Annotated in this window: 16 protein-coding genes and 1 tRNA gene; 8 read left to right on the forward strand and 9 right to left on the reverse strand. The window is 55.9% G+C overall.

From position 1 onward, the window contains the following. Positions 1-9: 9 nt before the first annotated feature. Complete coding sequence (bcp, locus tag FF011L_RS09120; RefSeq protein ID WP_145351363.1) at positions 10-486, reverse strand: thioredoxin-dependent thiol peroxidase; 477 nt, start codon at positions 484-486, stop codon at positions 10-12. Between the two features lie 224 nt (positions 487-710). Here bcp and rsfS point away from each other — a divergent pair, with 224 nt between their 5' ends. Together rsfS and argS are read left to right on the forward strand one after the other, a co-directional pair. Continuing rightward, a complete protein-coding gene (gene rsfS, locus FF011L_RS09125; protein ID WP_145351365.1) occupies positions 711-1,145 on the forward strand; it encodes a ribosome silencing factor in 435 nt (144 codons plus the stop codon). A gap of 3 nt (positions 1,146-1,148) precedes the next feature. Further along, positions 1,149-3,137, forward strand: coding sequence for an arginine--tRNA ligase (gene argS, locus FF011L_RS09130; protein ID WP_145351367.1), 1,989 nt, complete (start codon positions 1,149-1,151; stop codon positions 3,135-3,137). 1 nt (position 3,138) lies between these two features. Here the strand turns inward: argS and FF011L_RS09135 are convergent, their stop codons facing one another. Continuing rightward, positions 3,139-4,506 (reverse strand): DUF255 domain-containing protein, encoded by a 1,368-nt coding sequence (locus FF011L_RS09135; protein ID WP_218933093.1) that lies wholly within the window; start codon positions 4,504-4,506, stop codon positions 3,139-3,141. Positions 4,507-5,392: 886 nt separating this feature from the next. Between FF011L_RS09135 and rho the strand changes: the two genes are divergently transcribed. From rho to FF011L_RS09150, 3 genes are all read left to right on the forward strand, one after another. After that, entirely contained in the window at positions 5,393-6,712 is a 1,320-nt protein-coding gene (gene rho / locus FF011L_RS09140; RefSeq protein WP_145351371.1) for a transcription termination factor Rho, read from the forward strand. A gap of 69 nt (positions 6,713-6,781) precedes the next feature. Continuing rightward, positions 6,782-6,864, forward strand: a tRNA-Ser gene (locus tag FF011L_RS09145). Positions 6,865-7,069: 205 nt separating this feature from the next. Then, positions 7,070-8,059: an endonuclease/exonuclease/phosphatase family protein gene (locus FF011L_RS09150; RefSeq protein WP_218933094.1), complete on the forward strand. Its 990-nt coding sequence runs from the start codon at positions 7,070-7,072 to the stop codon at positions 8,057-8,059. Here the strand turns inward: FF011L_RS09150 and FF011L_RS09155 are convergent. Further along, entirely contained in the window at positions 8,056-10,587 is a 2,532-nt protein-coding gene (locus FF011L_RS09155) for a protein kinase domain-containing protein (protein ID WP_145351374.1), read from the reverse strand. The two genes, FF011L_RS09150 and FF011L_RS09155, sit on opposite strands and share 4 nt — an antisense overlap. A 224-nt stretch (positions 10,588-10,811) precedes the next feature. On the opposite strand from FF011L_RS09155, the gene FF011L_RS09160 reads away from it, so the two are divergent. Further along, positions 10,812-11,954 (forward strand): helix-turn-helix domain-containing protein, encoded by a 1,143-nt coding sequence (locus FF011L_RS09160; RefSeq protein ID WP_145351376.1) that lies wholly within the window; start codon positions 10,812-10,814, stop codon positions 11,952-11,954. A gap of 400 nt (positions 11,955-12,354) precedes the next feature. Here FF011L_RS09160 and FF011L_RS09165 read toward each other — a convergent pair whose 3' ends face one another. The 6 genes from FF011L_RS09165 to FF011L_RS09190 all read right to left on the reverse strand — a co-directional run bounded on the left by FF011L_RS09165 (position 12,355) and on the right by FF011L_RS09190 (position 20,171). Further along, complete coding sequence (locus tag FF011L_RS09165) at positions 12,355-13,719, reverse strand: NAD(P)/FAD-dependent oxidoreductase (RefSeq protein WP_145351378.1); 1,365 nt, start codon at positions 13,717-13,719, stop codon at positions 12,355-12,357. After that, entirely contained in the window at positions 13,703-14,596 is an 894-nt protein-coding gene (locus FF011L_RS09170) for a glycosyltransferase (RefSeq protein ID WP_145351380.1), read from the reverse strand. The genes FF011L_RS09165 and FF011L_RS09170 overlap by 17 nt, the downstream gene beginning before the upstream one ends. A gap of 461 nt (positions 14,597-15,057) precedes the next feature. Beyond that, a complete protein-coding gene (locus tag FF011L_RS09175) occupies positions 15,058-16,476 on the reverse strand; it encodes a tetratricopeptide repeat protein (protein WP_246109831.1) in 1,419 nt (472 codons plus the stop codon). Beyond that, the gene (locus tag FF011L_RS09180; protein ID WP_145351382.1) at positions 16,460-17,182 is read right to left on the reverse strand and encodes a uracil-DNA glycosylase family protein; all 723 of its coding nucleotides are present in this window, start codon (positions 17,180-17,182) and stop codon (positions 16,460-16,462) included. The genes FF011L_RS09175 and FF011L_RS09180 overlap by 17 nt, the downstream gene beginning before the upstream one ends. A 41-nt stretch (positions 17,183-17,223) precedes the next feature. Continuing rightward, positions 17,224-18,777, reverse strand: coding sequence for a GTPase family protein (locus tag FF011L_RS09185; RefSeq protein ID WP_145351384.1), 1,554 nt, complete (start codon positions 18,775-18,777; stop codon positions 17,224-17,226). After that, on the reverse strand, positions 18,774-20,171 hold the full coding sequence (locus FF011L_RS09190) for a YcjF family protein (RefSeq protein WP_145351386.1): 1,398 nt from the start codon (positions 20,169-20,171) through the stop codon (positions 18,774-18,776). Before FF011L_RS09190 ends, FF011L_RS09185 begins: the two co-directional genes overlap by 4 nt. On the opposite strand from FF011L_RS09190, the gene crtI reads away from it, so the two are divergent. Next, positions 20,124-21,590 (forward strand): phytoene desaturase family protein, encoded by a 1,467-nt coding sequence (crtI, locus tag FF011L_RS09195; protein ID WP_246109832.1) that lies wholly within the window; start codon positions 20,124-20,126, stop codon positions 21,588-21,590. The genes FF011L_RS09190 and crtI overlap by 48 nt on opposite strands. After that, positions 21,587-22,432, forward strand: a complete 846-nt coding sequence (locus FF011L_RS09200; protein WP_145351390.1) for a 1,4-dihydroxy-6-naphthoate synthase — start codon at positions 21,587-21,589, stop codon at positions 22,430-22,432. The genes crtI and FF011L_RS09200 overlap by 4 nt, the downstream gene beginning before the upstream one ends. Positions 22,433-22,901: the final 469 nt, after the last annotated feature.

The raw sequence follows: 22,901 nt of genomic DNA on the forward strand, positions 1-22,901 counted from the left end.
CTTAGCTGCTCAGCTGCTCAGCTGCTTGACCGCTTCGATCACTTTGGCATCGTGGCCGGCGACCTGGACCCGTTTCCAGGTTTTGGCGATTTTGCCTTTTCCGTCGATGATGAACGTGCTGCGTTGGATCCCCATCGATTTCTTCCCGTACATGTTTTTCTCTCGCCAAGCACCATAGGCTTCGCTGATCGCATGGTCGGGATCGGCCAGCAGGGGGAAATTCAGTTCGTATTTGTCGCGGAAACGCTCGTGGCTTTCGACCGTGTCGGGGCTGATCCCCAGCAGCACGACCCCCAGATCCTGCAGTTCGCCGCTGCGGTCTCGGAATGCACAGGCCTCTTTTGTGCAGCCGGGCGTGTCATCGCGGGGGTAAAAGTACAGAACGACGGTCTGCCCTTTGAAATCCGAGAGTTTGACCGTGTCGCCACCGTACGTCTTCAAACGAAAAGGGACCGCTTTGTCGCCAGCTTCTAGCCATTCTGCCATCGTATTCGGATCTCCAGGGGATCAAATGAGAGAATCTCGGTTGTCGTCGCCTCCACTTTCGCAGCCTTCGAACTGTCTCAGATTTGGCATTATTTTCAAGGGCAGCCAATTTTCCGGGACTCAAATGCCGGAACGGATCGACATGATCGCGTCGGGTGTTAGAATCATTCCGCATTCGAATCGTCCGATTCGCTAATCATTTGCTTTCAACTGCTGCAGAACCTGTGACCGATCAACCCCCTGCTGAATCCCCGAAATCGCATCGCCCTCTGGGTACGGAGGGGAGCCTGAAACTTGCCACAGCCGCCGCGAAGGTCATTTTGGACAATCGTGGGAGCGATCTATTGATCCTGGACGTCTGCGAGCAGACGGCTTTGTTCGATTATTTCGTGATCGGTACTGGGACCAGTCGCCGCCAGCTGCACGCGATCAGCGAAGAGATCGATGATGTCCTGGAAAAGCAGATGGGCGATCGTCGGATGGGACGTGAAGGGTATGACGCAAGTCACTGGATCGTGCTGGATTACGGGAACCTTGTTGTCCACTTGTTCGACGAGGAAACCCGATCCTATTACGACTTGGAATCGCTTTGGGCGGACGCTCGTAAAGTCCCGCTGACCGATCTGGGTTTACACGATTCCTCGCAGGATGCGGAATAAACGATGCATATTCAGAGTCTGTTCAAGCAGCGGTTGGCAGCCGCTTTGGCGGAACTTACGGACAATGCGGAAGAGTTGTCCCAGATGGTGCGTCCGACGCAGGAACCTCGCTTTGGCGATTACCAAGCCAACTGCGCGATGCCTTTGAAACAGTCTTTGGGGATTCCGCCGCGCGAGATCGCGGAAAAAATCGTCGCTCGATTGCAAGTCAACGATCTTTGCGATCCTCCTGAAATCGCTGGTCCCGGATTTATCAATCTGCGTTTACGGGATGACTGGATCGCCGAGGCGACGTCCTCCTTGCTAAATGATCCGCAGTTGGGAGTGGAGCAGCCTGTTCGTCCGCGGACCGTGCTGGTCGATTATTCGTCGCCGAATGTCGCCAAACCGATGCACGTCGGCCATATTCGCTCGACCGTTATCGGCGATTGCCTTTCGCGAACGCTGCGGTTCCTGGGGCATCACGTGATTACCGATAATCACCTTGGAGACTGGGGAACCCAGTTCGGGATGATTATTTACGGTTATAAAAACTTCGCCGATGAGCAGGCCTTTCAGAAGGCGCCCGTTCTGGAATTGCTCCGCTTGTACCGCTTGGTGAATCAGTTCATCGACTACCACGCGGCGAAAAATCAGTTGGCCGGTGCGACCGCGGGCATCGCCGAAATCAATGCACAAGTCGAAGCCGCGGAGTCGGCGGTGAGTGCTGCCGAAAGTGCGGCGGCCGATAAAGCCACCTTGAAAAAGCTTCGCAAAACGGCGGAAGGACTACGGCGTAAATCGCTTGCCGCCGTCGCCAGCCTGCAATCCGCAGAGAAAAAGATCGCCGACGTCGAATCCGATCCGGCCCTGGCAGCTCAGGCGGCCCAGCACGCTGGAATCGGCAGCGCTGTCTTGGAAGAAACTGCAAAATTGCATCGCGGAGACAGTGAAAACCGTGAGCTGTGGGACAAATTCCTGCCTCACTGTGCGGACGAAATCAACCGGGTCTACAATCGCCTGGGCGTGAAGTTCGACCATACGTTGGGTGAAAGTTTTTATCATCCGATGCTGGCCGATGTCGTTCAGCAGTTGGCCGACGCCGGGTTGGCCGTGGAGAGCGAGGGGGCGATGTGCGTCTTCTTGGAGGGCTTTGATGCTCCGCTGATCGTTCAGAAGAAAGATGGCGCGTTCCTGTATGGGACGACCGATATTGCCACGCTGAAGTACCGGCACGAGAAATTCCAGCCTGACGAAATCCTTTACGTGGTCGATTCGCGGCAATCCGATCACTTCGACAAACTGTTTGCGGTCGCTCCGAAAATTGGATTGGGTGGGATCAAATTGGTCCATGTCCAGTTCGGTACGGTCTTGGGCGAAGACGGCAAGCCTTTAAAAACTCGCTCGGGTAGCAACGCCGGCTTGGAAGAGCTGCTGGATGATGCGGTGGCGGCGGCTACCGAAGCGGTTTGCAGCCCCGAACGAGCCGAGAAACTGAATCCGCCTCTGACAGAGGCCGAGAAAACAACGATCGCAAACGTGATTGGCCATGGAGCGATCAAGTATGCCGACCTTGCGCATCACCGTGCCAGTGATTACCGCTTCAGCTTGAAGAAGATGGTTGCCCTGGAAGGGAATACGGTCGCCTATCTGGAATATGCCCACGCACGCGTGCAGGGGATTCTGCGGGCAGCCGAAACGGATGAAGCGGCCGTTCGCAATCAGGCCGCTGCCGTGATCGTGACCGAGCCCGCCGAACGAGCCCTTTGTTTGGCACTGCTCCGTTTTCCGGAAGCCTTGCAACAGGTGGCTGACGATTACGCGCCAAGTGCCTTGGTCGACTACCTTTATGAAACCGCTCGTAAGTACATGGTCTTCAACGATAGTTGCCATGTAATGAAGGCCAACGACGAAGCGATTAAAGCTTCGCGGTTGACCTTGATCGCGGTCACCGGCCGGGTGTTAAGAACCGGCCTGGGATTGTTGGGGATCGACTCGGTCGACCGAATGTAAGCTAGCGTTTGATGCTGTTCGCATCTGCAGCGGCTTGGCGAGTCACTTCGATCGCCGAGCGAGTGTATCGTGAGTGCTCGCGATAAAAGTGGTTCATGGTTTCTTCGTTGGCAAAGAAGAACATGCGTTTGAATTCGGGGTCTTTCATTCCCCATTCTCGGCTGCCTTGGACCAAGCGTCGTTCTTCGAAGAACAGGACCACGTCCATGCCGTTCATGACCGGAGTGTAAGCTTCCGGATTGGCGCGGAACGTTTCCATCGCTTCGTCCGAGCGGAACAGGAACAGTTGTCCCAGGTGAATCAGCCCAAAGTCTGGGTTGCCAGCCTCCCAGCGGTCCTCGTCGATGACCGTTACTGGGCAGTATCCTTGCATGGCAAGTGCGGGTGCCTCCGTCGTCTCTTCCGTAGGGGCTCCGCGGTTCGCGTCGGTCGATTCGGTCGTAGGCGAAGTCGCCACGCTGTTCGATGGCTCTGGGGTCGGCGCTTGCGCTGGACCTGCAAAGCTCATCCCTTCGGTGCGGTGGCCAACGGTCGACGCATTGATCTGGTTGGGGAACTGTGGAGCCGCTTCGGAAGGATTGGCTTTCGTTTCAGGAGGCAGCCCCATTCCTGGTGGCAGGGCAAACCCGTTGCTAGGCGGTGCGGTTTGCTGAGCCAGGTTGGCGGACGGTTGTGGCATGCCTAAACCGGTGGTTGCAGTCGCCGGAGGTGCGGTTGCTGCTGCAGCGGCGGTTGCTGCAGCGGCGGTTGCTGCAGCGGCGGCTGCGTATGGGTTTTGAGATGGTCCGGCGGCTGCGTACGGATTGCCGTTCACTGCGGCTGGATCATTAGCGGGCGCCGATGGCTGGGATGCAAATTGATTGACCTGCGGGCCAGCTCCGGTGGAGAGCCCGGTTGGTGGTGCTTGCGGAGCCTGCGTCGCCGGTGGCGAATTGGGTTTCGCTACCAATTGGCTGCCCGGTTGGACGCCGGTCGCCGAAGGCTGAGCTGCCGAAGGGGCTTGCGGGGCATAGCGAGCAAGCAGGTTGACATAATCTTGAGTCGCTTGCGGGCTGACGCCGTGCGTCAGGACGCTTCCCGATGGAGTCACAATGACATCCGTGGGAAAACGGTCGACGCGAAATTCTTGTGTCAGCTGCGGGTTTTTGGCCGCGTGGATCTTTACGGGGACGTAGTGCTTGGACATTTCCTCCGCCAGCTGAGGCGCCTTGAAGGCACCTGCTTCCAGCTTGTCGCACCAGTGGCAGTTATCCGTGTAGAAATGCAGGAGGAGCAATTTCCCCTCCTCCTCGGCTTGGGCACGTGCCGTGCGGAGATTTTCGTTCCAGGAGATCTCTGCGTAGAGATTGGTTCCGGAAAAGAGAGTCATTCCGACAATAGTGAGTAAGGCTGACCGCATTGCGATCCCTCGCGAACTGTTCGAGTCGTGGGATTTAATTTCCACCGATAAAGCAAACCGCATTCGGCTTGTTCTGCTTAGTTCGGCTGTAACAAATGGAACTATTCAGAGGAATCCGAAAGTTAGGCAGACTTTTCCGAAAAGAGGGAAGAAACTGAGGCGGAGCGTTTGGTTTGACCAAATAACGGACGGTTTTGCAATGTCAACTGACGGGCCGACCGTCAGGGGCGGCGTCGCCAAAGCGTTTTGCAAAATCAGCTTGCAGGCTGACGATCGGTTCTACTTCCGCACTCACATGTGATAGAATCAACGATACTTGAGTGGTACTGTTTTGGGGTGCTCATGCATCGCCCTGTCGATCGGGTTATTACGGCGGAGGTGGGTGCGGGGGTTGCTGGTGGGGGTGATTCTCGCTGCTAGCAGACTTCGGGGTTGACACGGCGTTTCAGTGACGTATATTTGCAGCAAATCAAACGGAATCTTTGAATCTGCCACCGCGAAGGTGGACCTCTGTAACGGAACCGCCGACTGTCCAATCAAGGGCGCGAGACCGAGATCGACAAATTCACTCCCGGAGGGAGGATATTTGTCCATCGTAGAACCCGGCAAGGGTCCCTAGCAGAAAGCTTTGAGACGGTAATTTATTGCACGTAGCGGAAGTATCCACTACGCCAGATTGTTAACCGGATTGGAATAGGCCTTGTTTTGCCGCTGGCTTGTTTAGATCGTTATTCCTTCCCAATTCCCTTTTACTGCGGCATTTCTTAATTTCCGCGTCGTCGGCCGAACGGTTTCCGTTTGGAAAGCCATTGTCGATTTCCTGTCGACATTCCTGACGCGCGTCTTTGGATGACTTATGGCTAAGAAAAAACGGACCAATCGAGGCCGCGGCGGCTCTAACGGCGGCGGCGGAAATCCTTCTCAACAGGGAGGATCCACCAATAATAACAACGGGCCTCAGCGCTCTCGGCGACGACGCCGGGGCGGTGGTGGCGGAGGAGGCGGTGAAGGAGACGGCGGATCGCCGATCGACAACGACGCTCCTCTGATCGAGGGTGAAGGGATCCTGGAAATGCATCCCAACGGTTATGGGTTCCTCCGCAATTCAGCGAATAACTACTCTCGCGAACGAACCGATCCCTTTGTGCCAGGCACAATGATCGAAAAATTTGGGCTCCGTGAAGGAGTCCTGATTAAAGGGATGGTTCAAGATGCGAGGCGGCAACAAGGGCCGCGAGTCCGTGAAATTCAGTCGGTCGACGGCCGGACTCCAGAAGAATACCTTGAAGTAAAAGACTTTGATTCTCTGACAGCCGAAAATCCCGACGAATGGTTGCGTCTTGAAATTGGCCGCCAGCCGATAACCAATCGTGTTATCGACCTCTTGGCACCGCTCGGCAAAGGGCAACGTGCCTTGATCGTTGCTCCCCCGCGTAGCGGTAAAACGGTCATGTTGCAGAACATTAGCCAAGGGATCGCACAAAATCATCCGGAAGTTAAGTTGATCGTATTGCTGATCGACGAACGCCCGGAAGAAGTGACCGACATGCGGCGCAACGTGACGGGCGGCGAAGTGATCGCCAGTAGCTTGGATATGGATGTTGAAAGCCATGTTCGCCTTAGCCAATTGGTGATTGCTCGAGCAAAACGTCTGGCCGAAATGGGCGAAGATGTCTTTGTGCTGCTTGATTCGATCACCCGTCTGGCTCGAGCCTTTAATAAATGGGTCGGTCGTGGCGGTCGCGGCGGTGCAACCATGTCAGGCGGTTTGGACATCAAAGCGATGGACATTCCAAAGAAATTGTTCGCAACCGCTCGGTCCTTCCAAGAAGGTGGCTCTTTGACGATCGTAGGGACCGCTCTGGTCGATACGAACAGTCGAATGGATGAAGCCATTTTCCAGGAGTTCAAGGGAACCGGGAATATGGAAGTGGTTCTTGATCGCCGTTTGGCCGATCGTCGCGTTTGGCCTTCGATTGACATCTCCCAAAGTGGGACACGTCGCGAAGAATTGCTGCACGACGAAGAGACCTACGAAGCGGTCACCATGCTACGCCGGACTCTCAGCAGCATGCATCCCTGTGATGCCATGGAGCAATTAACGACCCAATTGGGCCGCTTTGAAAGCAATGAGGAGTTCATTAAGCTAATCAGCGGCGCAAAACTGACAAACTAGGGCGTTAGACAGGTTGCAAAAAAAACAGGCGGGAGGGTAGAATCCCTTTCGCTGAAATGGCGACCACCCGGAGGGTAAGCGAATTGGTGAGCGGCCTCATTGGAACTGAGGTACCCCGTAAGGGGCTGCGAGTTCGAGTCTCGTGCCCTCCGCTTTAACGTCTTCAGTAAAGCCCCTGTCGGAACCTCGGTTCTGACAGGGGTTTTTTTGTGAAGTCACCAGCGGCAATGTCGCCTGTTACGCTGGTTCAAGGGATGGTGGTTCAAGGAATGATGGTTCGCGTCTGTCGTTGGTCCGGGAGGCGTGTTTGGGGCTGCCTCGCAGTCGCATTCTTCCTTCGCAATGAAAGCCGGGCAGATGGGTAACGATGTTCCTGAAGCAATGCACAAACCGCTCCGTTTGAAATTCCTACCCCGGATCGCGTTGGTTTGTCTGTACGCGGTTATTCTGTTTTGGCTGGGAAGGAATTTGCACTGGGGTTGCGATTTGCTGACCCACACGCTGATGCATTGTTGGTGGTTCGCTTGTGGGCTGTTGGCCTATTTTGCGGTCACCAAGCAGTGGCGATGGGGGGCGATGTCTGTGGTTTGGGTACTGGGCGTTGGGGCAATTGTCTTGCCGGCTTCGGGCTGGTTTGCCGCTTCCGCTGATTCGTCGGTGGTCGCAAGTGGAACGGACATCCGCGTTCTGACCTGGAATACCTTTGTTGGCAATCAGGATATTGAAAACACGGCCGCGGATATCGACGCCGCCGACGCGGATATCATCGTCATCGTCGAATGGACTCCCGCGATGCGCAATCATTTGGCGGCACTTCGCGCAGAATATCCCTATCGGATGGAAGTTCCTGGGCAGGGAGCGTTTGGGATCGCCTTGTATTCAAAAGTTGCCGGTAAGATCGATACGGTACTGCTTCCTGGCGATGTGTCGTCGCTGCGGTTTCGCGCCGCCGATCCGGAAATCCCAATTGAAGTCTGGGCCGTTCATATGTTGCCTCCCATTGGAGACCGGTATTGGCGATTTCGGAATGAACAGTTGGCCGAGATCGCAGGGCATTTAGAAAAAAGATCGCCCGACCGACAAGCGATTGTCTGCGGCGATCTGAATGTGACGCCTTGGTCCGGCCATTTTCAGACGTTCTTAGAACGATCCGGGTGTAACGATTCTCGTGAGGGTCACGGCTATCAAGCGAGCTGGCCGCGGCGTTTGGGAAGGTTGGGGATTCCGATCGATCACTGCCTGGTCGATCCTCGGTTGCAGGTTATCGACCGCAAAATCGGTTTTAGCCAATCCGCAAATGGATCCGACCATGGATCGGTATTATTGACGATCCGAGTTCGCCCTTAGGCTTTTTTGCTGTCCAGATTGACGACCCATTGCTGCCATCGTTGGATTTCTTCTTCGCTGAGGTTCGGAACGGGGAGGGCGGGCAATGGCTCGCTGTGGCCGGTTTCGGGATTTCGAACTCGGATCGATAACAGTCCGTTGCTGTCAACATCGAACCCGATTTCAGCGGGGGTGTTGGTCGTTTGCTTGGGCAGATTGTGGCGTCCCAGTGATCGCCAGCCCTCGACCTCCCAGCCGGATGCTTCGGCGATACTAAGCGTGGGTGGGGATTTTGGATTTCGGTCAGGCGTCAGGCGGCGGTTGGTCCGTGCCGGCAATGCGGTCCCTTGGGGAACGATGGGAAGGACTTTTTTCCGCTTTCCTGTCGTGTCGTGGACCACGACTCCTAGTGACCGAGCCGTACAGACTTGCGGCGGCAGTGGAATGCCGTCTCGTCCAGGAAGTTCACCCGCGACCGAAACGGCCGCACCTCTCGCAATGTCTTGTCGTTCCAGGGGGGTAAATTCGGCGTTCGGTCCCAGAATTTGGCCCAGGATCATTTCAATCGGGGGCGTTTTGGTAATCGAACCGATGGTGATGCAGCGCTGGATCGAGGCGGTGCCGCGTAGAGGGCTGTTTGCGACTTGTTCCACCATTGTGTGGAAGCGGTCCAGCCATTTTCTGACGGCACTAAATAAGGTTTCGCGATGGATGGTTAGTTGCAGGGGCCGATTGCGGGCAACAAATTGGAAACTGGTGGAAGGTTGCAGTAGCAGTTGGCGAAGCGCCTTCTCGGATGCCACCTGCAGGCGAGTCGCATCGGCCAGGGATTCACGAGGGTCGAAGCGGTATTGCTGCATGCATTGCTGGGCGGCGATGTCCAGCAGTTTGTGTTGCCAGTAGAGCGTTCCGGAATGCCAGGCTCCTGAGGTCGCTAGTTGTTGGATGCGGCCACCGACACGGCGGAGCAGAACCGCTTCGGTTGTGTTCCCGGTAATCGCAACCGCAAGTTGCGTTTCTGGTTCATCAAGGACGCTGAGTGGTGAATGCGTGAAATCATTCATCAGCACCGCTTGTGCGGCAGCGATCGATCGGTCGATCAGGCGAATTGAGGTGAGTCCTGCGATCTGGGCTGCCTGCAGAATGCTTCGTCGGTGCAGTTGGTCGTAGCAGGAGGGGACGGTGATGGCGGTTGCTTGAGGAGCCGCCTTTTGAGGCCAGCCGTTGCTCATGACTTGACGCAGCACTAGCGCCAGCAGGACTTCTGGCGGGCAGCATTCCCCTGCGACGCGGCGTTCGACGGTCGCTTGCCCGATATACAACGGCAAGCAGTGGGCAACCCTTTCAGGACGCCGGATGCGGTAATCGAGCGCTTCGTTGCCGAAGAACAGTTGGTCGCCGCGGCTGGCGATTGCCAAGCGGAGCAAAGGTTTGTTGTGGCCACCGGCACGAAGGGATTCCAGTTCCCCTTTGGGGTTGGCTCGTGCAATTGCACCATAAAACATCCCCAGGTCGATGCCGACCACGTCGGTCGAAGCTGTGGATGTGGTGTCTCCGCCAACTGTTGGACGGTCTTTCCAGGTTTTCGCCGGGCCAGGGGCTGGGAAGATGGGCGTCGCGGAGGCTCGCCAGTGAGTCAGGTCTTCCAGCAATTCACTTAGGCTGGCGTACCGGTCTTGGGGGCGTTTGGCCATCATGCGGCGGAGCACATGATCCAGCCGCACGTCGACGTCGTGCCGAAGCGTACAAAGATCGGGGACCGCACCGTCACGATGCCCTTGGATTTGGGCAAGCAGGTCCCCTTCGTATGGGGTTCGTCCGGTCAGCAAAAAGAAAAATGTGGCTCCCAGGGCATAAATATCTGAGCGAGCGTCGGCGCGGTTCGCCTGTTCCAGTTGTTCTGGGGCCATGTATTCCACGGTCCCCAGGACGCGCCCTGATTCCAGCGGGGCACGCTGATCCGAGGCGATTGTCGCCAGCCCCAGGTCCAGCAGCTTGATAACGTTTCGGGGCCCCCGCATGAGGTTGCTTGGTTTGATGTCTCGATGAACGATCGAAGAGACATGGGCGTAATGGAGTGCTGTGGCTGTTTGCTGGAGCACGTCGACCGCTTCTGGAACCGACAGGGGGCCACGTTCTGCCACCATTTGGGTCAGGGTGGGGCCGTCGACGTATTCCATCGCCAAAAAGTGCACCCCTTCGGCTTCGCCTGCATCAAACGCGGTGACGATGTTTGGGTGGAGCAATCGGGCGGCGGCGCGAACTTCGCTATAAAACCTTTCGATCGCTTGGGGGCTGCCCATTCGAGCGGCGGTTAGAGTTTTAAGAGCGACAATCCGCTCCATTGGGCCGTGAACGGCCAGGTAAACGCGGCCCATTCCCCCTTCGCCAAGCAGCCTCTCGATTCGGTATCCGCCGATTTGTGCCGGGATATTGACGTCGGCATGGATATCGAAATCGTCACCGCCCCCCGTTTGTTCCGACGCCGACATTGTCGGATGGTCGTAATGGGGGATTTCGGCTGGCAGATCGGCATCTGAAGCAGACACAGCGGTACGTAGCAGTCGTGAGAAAATTTTTGGATAAGGGCCCTTGTTTATAACGTCAGAAATCTACCTTACGTACCTGGCAATGTCCAAACTTCGCCAAATCTTTGCGAAGGTTTGATAACTTCCCGTTAAGGCTATCTCCGTATTCGGCTTGTCAGATCTGTGAGGGGAGTTAAACTAACTTCGTACCCCTTTTTATCCATGATAAAGGAAGTTTAGTAGCCATGCGTTATGCCTTTCGTTTGGCGGAGATTCTCGGCCATAGCCCTGATCGGCGGAAACGCCCTGGAACGATCAAAGCGATTGTCGAGCATACCGGCTTGGATCGTCACCAAGTCGCCGCCCTTTTGAAGAATGAAGCGAAATACATACCTTTGGAAGCCCTTTCAAAGTTGTGTGATTACTTAATTGACCAGGGGTACGCCCGTGCTAGCGAGCTTCCCGGAGCCCTGTTCGCTGTGAAACCAGAGAATTTCTGGGAAACGCTTGCGAGACGTAAAGACATTGAAATCTGTGTTGGAGTCCGGCAAGCCGATTCCGACCCCACAAATGCCTGGGTGGTCGCCTCTGACTCGGTCCTGATCGGTGAATTGCTGAATGGGATTTCGACATTAGGCGGAAACGCCAAAATGCAAACGATGCCAGAGCATGGGAGCGAAGAGGAGGTTCAGTCCACGTCTTCGCATCCCGATCAACTGCAGCAAACCTTGGTCTGGAGCCCGGGGCATGGCTCGGATGAAGATGCACAGGCCCGCGCTCGCAAAATCTTTGACGGCTACGCGGATTCTCAGGGCGATAAAGCCTTGGTCTGCATTGGTAGTGTGAAGAGTAATCCGGTTACTGAAATGATCTTCGCAGACGCGTTTGGCTGTACGCCATTTGCCAGTGAAGATGATTTGGACGATTCTTCTAGTCGGGCATGTCCATTCTTTTTGCGCTATCGTGAAAACGATCCAAAACCGAACGCAGCCTCGGCCGGGGTCCAACTAAGCAAGAATGACAAAATCGACAAACCGGGCATCTACTGTGAAGGGGATGACGGTACTTGGTCGTGGGTGGGAGGAGATAAATCAAAAGACGCGGCGTTGGTCTTTTATGTTTATCGCGAACCACTGGGGCGGCTTGAGTTGGTCTTAAGCGGGTTTTCTGGGCGAGCGACTCGCTTGCTGGCGAAAACTTTGTCCAGTCGAAGTGAAGAATTTTGGCCTCCGGTTTACGAAGAACCGGGCCTGCAGATCGGTGCCTTCATCGTTCAGTATGGCGGCTTGGAAGAAGAAGACGATTTGCTGCAAACCAATCTCTCCGCAGCACCGAAGGTCATTCGTCTGTCGACCGAAGCGATCCGCCGTCGTATGGAACGTTTGTAGTTCCTGAAATTTCATTCCTTTGGCCATTCGGCAAACCCCAAGTCGGCCAGGAAATCACGTGCTCGCAGCGGAGCTTTGTCGGGATGTCCCGACAGAGCCTGCAAAGCACGTGTTGAAGGCCGACTGCTAACCCGCCGTAGGGCTCTCGCCCAATCACATCTGCGGGCGGATTTTTATAGCCGATCGGCGCAAGCCGATTCGGCAAATGGATTGTGTTTTCCATGCGATTGCGGAGCGGCTCGCGCCGTTCCGCCAAGAACGTCGATGGCTTTGAGCTCTCGCCGCGGATTCTTTGATGGTTCCTGGGAACCAGGGGTGGCTTTAAGCGGCTAACATCTTTCAGCTAGGCGATGAACCGGAGATTCAGGGCCAGCCAGTACGTGTGAGGCTGGGCACGGTTTTACTTAGTCGATCGGGCTAAGAAATCGGGCCAGACTTCTTCGTTCAGTTTTTCATCGCCCAGTTCGATGGTCTCATTAACGTTCAGGTTCCCTTTGACGATGTGAGCTGCGTTTAATGCGTACAGCCCCGGGACCGAAGTGACTACGGGGGGAAGATTTTTGCTGTAGTTCAGCGTCGGCAGCGCCATTACGTATTTGGCTCGAGACGTTCGGACGGCTGCGACTTGATCCCTCGAGAAATGGTCATACATGCCTTCCAACGTGCTGAGGAAGCGTTCCTCGATCACATCGTCCGGTTCCTGCAGTCCAGGGGAATCTTGAGGAAGGTATTTCGGTAGGTAGACCAACGAGTGCCCTCCCAATTCTTTTTCGGGATCGACGATGGTCGACATTTCGATCACGGCCGTCATCGGAACATCGTCGGTGATATTTGTGACGTAGTACGGACTGATCGGTTTTTTCAGTAGCAGCGACGTGCAGACGACGCCCATGTACTGGATGTTCTCGTGCTGTTTTTTCTGGTGTGGATCTAACTGCGGGCAGACTTTTGCGATCAGTGGCGACGGGATCGTGAACAGGACGTTGTCGTAAGACTCTTGCCGGCCGTCTTTGAATGTGACTGAAATTTTTCCGTCGGGCTGTCGGTGAACGTCTTGCACCGGAGAATCGGCTTGCATTTCGACGCCTTGGTCCTGCAGCGATTTTCCCAGTTCATCAAGGATTCTTGCATAGCCGCCAGGAACGTAGCCGAACATTTCGACCTTCATTCCGCTTCGGCGAGCTTTATACATGCGTGAGATGTGGGCCCAGATAAAAGCGGCCGAGGCTTGCTTGTAGGTTTCCCCAAGTTTGGCGCGTAAGAGTGGCAGCCAGATTTTCTGAAAGGTCCCTTTGCCCGACCATTTTTGCAGCCAGTCGGCTACGGGGATTTTCTCTAAGCGTTGCCAGTTCTTGATTTTAGAAGCCAGCCAAATCGTGCCACCAAGACGCAGTTTTTCGATCAGATTCAGCGGTGGGAATCGCAGGAACTCCATCGTGTTGGACATGGAGTACAGTTTGCCGCCGGCGTAAAACCCTGTCTTCGTTTCCACCCAACGGATCTCTTTCTCAAGGCCGATTTCCGTTAGCAGTTCGCGCAGGCGAGTATCACTGAGGAGGGTCACGTGATAGAAGCGGTCCCAGACGACATCGTTTAGATTCCAGGCACTGGTCAATCCGCCAAATTGGGGTGCCGCTTCACAAATCGTCACTTTTTGATGACGTTTAGCAAGCTGCTGAGCAACACTTAATCCCATCATGCCGCCCCCCACAACCAACCAGTGAGCGGGGGCCGTTGAATCGGACGGGTTACTCGTTTGCGTCATCGTTTTTCGTTTTCGGAGATAGGAATGCGAGCCGGCGGCGTGCGAGAAGGGTGAGGGTTAAACCGATGGTCTTAAAGACTTGCATCTTGCTTTCACCACCCTTCTGGTCATAACGCAAACGCAATGGGACTTCGCCGAACATGCAACCTTGCGATCGCAGCTTCAGCAGGATATCGGACATGCATGAAAAGCCTCGTTCGGCAACGAAGTCGTCCCCGAAGGTATCAAAGGCTTGTCGCAGCGACGCAGCTCGGTAGGCCCGGTACCCGCTGGTGTAATCTCGCACGCCGCGTGTTGGGAAAATGAGTGTGAATATCAGGCGGGCTCCAATGCTGAGAATCGCCCGATTGAAAGGGACACCAATCACTCTCGCTCCGTTTTGGAACCGGGATGCGATCACAACATCGCAGCCTTCCCCGATCGTGCGAACCATCCGATCGATCAGACCCGGTGGATGCGTGTTGTCCGCGTCCATCGTTACGATGATGTCACGCTCGCCTGCACGGTCGGTCGCTTCCCGCAACGCATCACGGATGGTGACTCCCAGCCCTTGGTTCTGTTTGTGCTGAAGGACGTGCACTGGCATCTGGAAGGACCACTGGCAGGCAATCTTTAAAGTGTCGTCCTGGCTACCGTCATCGACGATGATCACTTCGTATGGATGGCCGCTGTCCGCGAACGCTTCACCAATCCGCTCCATCAGTTCAGGCAGGGAAGCCTGTTCGTTGTAGGCGGGCAAAGCAAGCAGAACTTTAGCCGGCTGAAATCGGGTCGCGGAGGGCTCGGTGAGTGAACCGGTCTCAGGGGCCGAAACGGTCCTGAGGTTCGACTCTGGCTTTTGATTCTGCGCGTGGGATTGGGCGTGCGAGGTCGGCATTGGGAGGGCTCAGTCTTGGTGCAGTTCATAGGGGCTTGAACGATTATCCTAATTGGAGGGGGATGTTTCGCCAACCTTTACCTGCAAATTGGGTGCTTGGAGGGAATGAAAACCGCGGACGATAACGGTTGGAACGATTATTCCGGCCGTTGGTGTAGATTAGGTGAAAAAGAGTTCGTAAAGACGTCTCATCATCACAAACGTTCGTTTGCCTGCTCGAGCCCGAACAGGAGGCAATCAAGTGCTGAAAGTGTTAAAAGTGCTCCGCGGGCCGCCGTCGCTCTTTTTGCTTTTTGCGGGGCGACCAATGCCATCTGCTTTGGCAACTGCGGGCGGTCTTTCTTGCCGGATGATGCAAGCTGTCCGGCAAGTTCATTCTGTTTTTAATGCGTTTGCCGGACGGCTCGCGCCGTTCCGTTTAGAAAGTTGACGGCATTGAGGTTCGCCTGCTGGGCTACCGTTTACTGCGATTCGGGCGGGGGATCGAGTGGTTTAGCCTTCGTTTCATCTCGCGAGTCGTTGTCATCCAGCGGATCGTTTTCGTCTAGCGGATTGGTATCATCGATCCCAAGCCTTTGGCGGGCTTCGGCAGCCCAGGGGCTGGTGGGTGACAGCTGCAGGAATCGTTGCCAGTGCGGTCTTGCCTCTTCCGATCGATCCAGGTCATCCAACGTGCGAGCCAGGTTGTAATGGACGTCAGGATATTCATCGTGCATGGTGAGGGCTCCTTGAAAAGCCGCCACTGCCAGTTCGGCTTGCCCTGTTTCGGCTAGCACCGATCCTAAACTTGCTCGCGCTTCGACGATCGTTTCATCGGTTTCAATCGCGACGAAGTACCGTTCACGAGCCGCGGTAACGTCTCCCATCCGGTAAAGCAGTTCACCCAGTTGGAAACTGATATCTGCACGGGCTCCATCGCGGGCGAGGATTGCATGATAGAGGTTCACCGCATGCTCGAAATCGCCGGCATCTTCCGCGTCGTAGGCTTGCTGCAGCAGCGGATCCAGTTCTCCTGAATCATCATCCGGGAGTGGGAATTCGATTGAATTGCGATTCCCTTCCATCGATGCTGCCAGCGAAAGAATCGACGGCGAATCCGATTCGGCGACCACATCTGTCTGGTCCAACGCATCAAAATCGATTCGCAGTTGGCCGCCCGGTTCGATCAGCCCTTCTCCCTGTCGCAGCAGGATTTGCTTGCCTTCGACAAGGATGCTCAGCTGAGTCAACGGGCGTTGCACATCGGGAACCACGTTGGCCAATTCCGTCAGCTTTTTCTCGATCGCTTCGGGGCTTGCCCCCGAGGCAACCAACGCGGCTAAACGCCGCGCTGTTGCGACTTCTTGAAAATCGAAATAGGGAAGCTTATGAACCGTGCGGACGGGGACGATCAATCCCTTGCGATGCCAGCGGCGGATGACGCGGACCGAAACGTCTAGGAGGTCGGCAAGCATTGCAGGGGTATACAGTTGCTTGATCGCTTGTTCGGCTTCAACCAATCCAATCCGCTGCCAAAGTTCGGTCTCGTGGAGGATTTCCAGTTCGCCACATGCCGCTGCATTGCGAATTTCGTTGCTGAGAAGTTCCGATTCTGCGAGCGGCGATTCTTCTGCTCCGATGACGATGACGTCGACATTGGTATCCAGCAGTTCGGTAACGATCGCACCTTGGCTGCGCACCAATTGCATCGCTTCGCGTCGAGAAACACCCCCCAGTTTGCCAACGAAAATGACTCGCTTGTCAAAGACCCAGGGTTCCGTGGACGGTTCACGGTCCTCAGATTCTTCGTCTTCATCCACTCCGGTCGGCTCCAGTTGTAGGGTAAGAATGCTGCCAGTGTACGGCGAACAGTCATGATCGTCATTAGGTCCAGATGCCACTCTCGGACAATTGTTGCGTTGCCTGATCGGCCCACCCGCGGTTCGCTGCAGGGCTGGCCGGACTGGGGTGGAGGATTCGGGTGATCTGTACCGGTAATTCGGCTCCGACACGTTGGAGGCATTTCTCCGCGTAGGCGCCGACCCCGACGGCCCATTGAGGTTTTAAGGCGGTTAGGACGGCAACCAAATGTTCATCGCAGATTTCGGCTAGTTGCTTCCGTTCCTCTGGAAGCAATTTGTCTGGGGTCCGGTTACGGCCGGTTTCTTCCATGAATACCAGTGGGCAATAGTTCGAGACAAAATGGTTCTTGAAAAAGTTTTTAGGCGTTTTGAATCGTTCCCGCATCAGCCCCCAAAGCCGTTCTCCGGAAACTTCACTTCGCCGGCAAGCCAGTCCTTCGACCAAGCGTTTGGGATGTTCGTGCTCCGGTTTGCCGATCGGAGCGTCGATTTTGATCCAGTCTCGGACGGCTTCGATTTGTCCAAAAGGGACCCCCGTTTGTGCCATTCCCCATGGCCCGGGATTCATCCCCAGGAACAGCACTTTGCAAGTCCTCGGTTTGGCCATTTCCAAATACTGCTGATGGGCTTGCCACGCATACTGCAGCGGGTTGTAAACGTGTGTCACCGGTTCTGCAAAAGTCAGTGAATCGATTTTGTCGGCCAGCTGCTGGGCTGCCAGGATGAGCGAATCGTTTGCGGGCATATCGCTTCTCGCGTTGTGGCTAGATGAAGTGGCGGCCAGGTCTACGGAGCAACCGATTTGACCAACTGCATGACCTGGCGAGCAAGATGTTTGTAACGCTGTTTATCCAGGTCTTGATAAAAGGCCTTGAGGACTGCGGAAGCATGCCCGTGATCCAGATGCTGAATCAGCAGCGGCACCAATTCTTCGCTCGCATTGGTCGGGATTGGTTGTTTGTCGCCCGTGTAGACCGCCGCATATCCGCCGATGGCTACCTGGCTGCCAAGGATCTCCTTGGCGTAATCGATTGCACCGGCAATCGATTTTTCTTTGGCCGAAGAAGGCTTCTGCCAGTTATAGGGAGGTTCCCATTCACCGATAGGGCGGAGCAGGTCGACGTGGGTGAAGACGACCAGGATGGTCGGTGGTTTTAGCCGACGTTGTTTCTGGTAGTTCGCCTGTAACTCTGTCAGCATTCGCAAGTCGGCGTCGCGGGCCGGGACGTTGGCCGCCAGGACCAACAGCACGATGTCCGCCGCGGCGACTGCGGTCTGGATTTCCTGCGACTGTTGCCGAGGCAGATCGGCTTCGCTGTATCCCGGCGTGTCCAACAAGACCAACGCGTTGGAGGATCCCGGTAGCGGGTAGCGATACCGTGTGACCTGGCGGGTTTCGGGAAGCAGGCTGGTCTGCGCCGCGTGCTGGCCAAGCAATGCATTGATCAAGCTGGACTTGCCCGCTTTGACTTGGCCGAGGAGGGCGATCGTGGTTTCAACGTCTTGCAATTCGTCCACGAAGTTGGCGGTCCCTCCGTTGGCCTGGATCGCTTTGTTTAGCACCGAAAATCTCGCACGGTACTGTTTGCTTCCACCCCGCAATCGCCCGCTATACATTTCGATCAAGTAATACCCGAACTGTCCGAGCACTTTTTGGTAGAACCGGCGAATGATCTCGTCTTGCAGTTCGCCGGCCAGCTTCCCCGATTTTTGCCACAGCGGGTACGCAAGCAGTTTGGCTGGGTTGAGAATCGCCGTTCCAAAGTAGACGATCTTTTGGGCTCCATTAAATGCGTTCGCATAACGCGGCACGCGTTCCAGTTGACCGATCGTCGCCCAGTCACTTCCCGGGACGTTTTCCTGCATCCACTCTTCGACGTCTTCAATGGCTAGGTGCAGGACCGCCAAGATTTCTACAAGGGTGAGCGGATGGAGCAGGTTGTCGCTTCCATCGGCGTGGTAGTGCTGGGCCAGGCGGGAGGCCAAGGTGCGGGCATCGTCAAGGTAACGCTGGACGTCGGTGATCGATTCCAGGTTGACGTCGGCGACTTCACTGCGAAAGTTCTCTAGGACTTTGCTCGCTTCGACATCTCGTGGGGTCCAGAAATCAGGCGTGTCCAGCGGCTGGATATAGCTGGCATCGCTTGCCGGTGGTGCCGGCCAAAGGTGTCCGATTGCCCATGCGGTCAACCACATCGGCGGGAGGGTCCACAAAATCCAAGGAAACCACCCCTGTTGATAAATGGCGACTAGGCCAGCGACCGCATAGGTTGCAATTGGCAGTGTCCAGAGTGCCAGCAGGATCAGTAGACGTGGGCGAAACGGGCGTCGCCAAATCATTCGGTGCGCCACAGTTCATGCCCTCGTTTTAATTGGTTGCTAAACACATCGCGAAGCGTTTCGGGTTGGGGGACGTTTCCGTCGCGGAGATTGGCGAAATACCAGTCCCACGACATTCCGAGCGCGTAGGTAAACGCAAAGGAGGAAGCCGCTCCGGCAGCCATGCCGATCACCGGTATCAGTTTCAGCGTGCTCCGGATCGCCAATCGGATCATCACCCTCGATCCAGCGGCACTGCTAAGGATCGCCCAGCGAGCGGGCGTCAATTCCTGGTCATAGATCTTGGCAATTTGGACCGCCAGATGAGCTTGGATTGCCAGGACGGCGGGGATGTCGATCCAGGGTAATGGGACCGCGCCTGCGGTCGCCGCTAGGGCGCTTGATCCCAGTACATGCCTACGCGACTTTTGCTGGCGTGTGCTTTTGCCGCTCCTGTCGTTTTCCTGCAACGCAAGCAACGCCTGCCGGTAGGCATGAGGCATTTTGTCAAGGATCGATCGTTGCAGTTCGTCGCCCCCGAAATCGGGATCCGCAAAGCCATCCTCCGGTTGCGTGAGGTCTATTGGCAGGAAGGTGTCGAACAGTCCGTGAAACTGCCGTTTTTTTTCCTCGATCAATTCACACAGCTGCGGCGGTAGGTCTTTGACCGTTTTCCCCTCCGCTGATAGGTCGTCGCCCCCGACCGCTTCATGCAGGCAGGTCAGAGCCAGGACCACGGGGCGGTTGGGATTGGCGGCTCGGATCGTGCGAAGTGGATCCAGCACCGAAGAAAGCGCGTGGTCGGTCACCCGCACGGTAACGATCATCAGCTGCGTCGATTCGGAGAAACTTTGGATGTCCTCGGCCGGATCGTAGGAGGCTTCGCCCAGCCCTCGCGTATCGAGGAACGTTAGCAAAGGGTCTTCTGCATCGGGGAAATCAAAGCGTCGAGACGTTTTGGTTTCGGGGCGATAGCCTTGCCCGACGGTCGCTGCATCGGCACCGGTTAGGAACTGGATTGCGGAGCTTTTACCGCTGCCTGTCTTGCCGAACAACCAAATCGTTGGGATCGGGGCATTCTTTCGCAGACGCTCGTATTCTTCCGCTTGGTCAGGTGTGGGTTGTTTGCCTTGCCAGCTCCACCAGGAGAATGCCATCGATTGTTGCCGGTCTACGAAACGCGTTATGAAAGTTTCCGTATTGTAACCCCAATCCCCATCGGAATTGCAGCGGGCAGGCAAGCTGGCGTGGTGGGACTGGTCAAGGTCGCTACAATCCACAGGGATCGCAAACGTGTAAACGTTCCCTAGCGGTTTAGGTGACTCGCATTCAGGATGCAGGCGTTGAAAGAAAAGCGGATCGTTATTGTGGGTGCGGGACCCGGTGGCTTGGCGGCTGCCATGCAGTTGGCTCATGCCGGATATAAGGTTACGGTCCTTGAACGGGCCGACCGCGTCGGGGGACGAACCTCTTCAATCGAAATGAACGGATTCCACTTTGACTGTGGACCTACGTTTTTTCTTTACCCGCGGGTTCTTGAAGAGATCTTTCAATCGGTCGGCTATGACCTGATGAAGGAGGTCCCGATGAAGCGGATCGACCCGATGTATCGGTTGACCTTTGGGGCGGGGGGCGAATTGAATTGTTCGGCCGATATGGATGACATGGACCGCGAAATCGGACGCCTAAGCCCGCAGGATGTCGGCCAGCTGCGGAAATACATGGATGACAATCGCCATAAGCTGGAGCGTTTTCGCCCGATTCTGGAATCTCCTTTTCGGTCCCCCTTGGATCTTCTTCGCCCCAGTGTTTTGCGGGCGGCACCGATGCTTCGGCCGACGAAAAGTCTCGGCCAGGAATTGGGGCGTTACTTTACCGATCCGCGGTTGGTGATCGCGTTTGCGTTCCAAGCGAAATATCTGGGGATGTCGCCGTTTCAGTGTCCCAGTCTGTTCAGCATTCTGTCGCACCTGGAATATGAATACGGAGTTTGGCATCCGCTTGGGGGCTGTCACCGTGTCAGCGAGCGGATGGCGGAAATCGCCACCGAACTTGGAGTCGAAATCCGCTTGAATGAGGAGGTGACCGGTTTTGAGTTTCATGGTCGCCGCGTCAAGGAAGTGATCACCGAACAGGGCCGGTATCCGTCCGATGCCTGCGTGATCAACGCCGACTTTGCAGCCGCCATGCAGCGTTTGGTCCCCAATCACCTCCGCCGGCGCTGGACCGATAAGCAGCTGGGGACCAAAAAGTATTCGTGCAGTACTTTTATGTTGTACTTGGGAGTGGATGGAGCCGTTGATTTGCCTCATCACAACATCCATATCGCGAAAGACTACGATCAGAACTTGCTTGATATCGAACAGCGACATGTGCTGAGTGACGATCCGTCCTTCTACGTGCAAAACGCCAGTGTGACCGACCCCTCGTTGGCTCCGCCCGGTAAGAGTGCACTGTACGTGCTTGTTCCTGTCAGCCATATGCATCCATCGCTGGACTGGAAGCAGCAAGCGGGCCCGTTTCGAGAGCGGGTGCTAGATCAATTGGGGCTGATCGGGCTGGGCGATATTCGCTCACGCATCGAAGTCGAGCACCAGATCACTCCTGCGGATTGGCAGGATCGGTATCATATCTACAAGGGAGCGACCTTTAATCTGGCGCACAACCTTGGGCAGATGCTGCATCGTCGGCCCCAAAACCGCTTTACGGAACTGGAAGGAGTTTACTTGGTTGGCGGCGGCACCCACCCGGGTAGCGGTTTGCCTGTAATCTATGAGTCCAGTCGTATTTCCACCAAATTGATTCGAACTGACCTACACCGCAGCGGAACATGACAACCATTGTAAATCTTGGCATTTCGACATGCCCCAACGATACGTTTGCATTTGCCGCATTGTTGGAGCACCGAGTCGATTGGCGTGGGCTTGAATTTCGCGTCGAATTGCTGGATATCCAAGAGCTGAATGACCGTTTGTTCGCCGGCGATTTTGATGTGGCGAAAACCAGTTTTCATGCCGCGCTGCATCTGTCAGATAAAACGGTCGTACTTCCTGTCGGGGCGGCTTTGGGATACGGAGTTGGTCCCCTGCTTCTAGCAGCGAAACCGAATCAAGTCCCGACCGATTCGACTCAGGTGACGCTTTGTCCCGGAGCCGATACGACGGCGACGATGCTGTTTCACTTGTTCCATCCTCATACAACGCGTGTGAAGCAGGTTGTCTTCTCTGACGTCATGCCGCTCTTGTTGACCGGTGAGGGGAATTTTGGAGTTTGTATCCACGAGGGACGCTTTACGTGGCAGCAGCAAGGGTTGTCGCTGGTCGAGGATTTGGGGACGCGTTGGGAGGCGAAAACACGCACGCCGCTGCCGCTTGGTGGGCTGGTCGCCAGACGTTCGCTGGGGGATGAAACCATCGCCACAATCCATGCGGTCATTTCGGAATCGTTAAAAGTCGCCCAGGAGGACCCCGATTCTTCACTCCCGGAAATGCGGCAGTATGCACAAGAGTTTGACGATCGCGTCCTGATGCGGCATGTCGATTTATACGTCAACAAATGGACCGTCGATCTGGGCGAGCAAGGTCGACGAGCCCTCGCAATGCTTTCGGAGCAGGCTAAGCAGAGTGGACTGATCGAAGCCGACGCCCCCGATTTGGAAGTCTGGAGTCCAAGGTAGGACATACGTCGCCCCGTCGGGCTCGCAAGCCGCAGGATGGAGTCGGGAAAGGTGTCGCGACATCGTTGCTGATTCATTGCAATTCTTTTCGGGCAATGGCACGTAGGCGAGTCTCTCCGAGACTCGTGCTCGCGAGGGCTCTCCGCCTCGGAGAGGCGGAGCTACGAGGGCAGATCCGCCGCGACATCGTTGCTGATTGATTGCCATTCTTTTCGGGCAATGGCACGTAGGCGAGTCTCTCCGAGACTCGTGCTCGCGAGGCCTCTCCGCCTCGGAGAGGCGGAGCTACGAGACTCGTGCTCGCGACGCTCTCCGCCTCGGAGAGGCGGAGCTACGAGACTCGTGCTTGCGACGTTCTCCGCCTCAGAGGACGTGCGATTTGTAAGTGAAGCAAGTCTGGCTCCCCTCGCCCTCAAAACAAGCTCGCTTAAAACAGGTTTGATACTGGATCAACGGTTCGCCAGCCAAT

It is taken from the genome of Roseimaritima multifibrata, assembly GCF_007741495.1.
In the GTDB taxonomy this organism is placed as follows: domain Bacteria; phylum Planctomycetota; class Planctomycetia; order Pirellulales; family Pirellulaceae; genus Roseimaritima; species Roseimaritima multifibrata.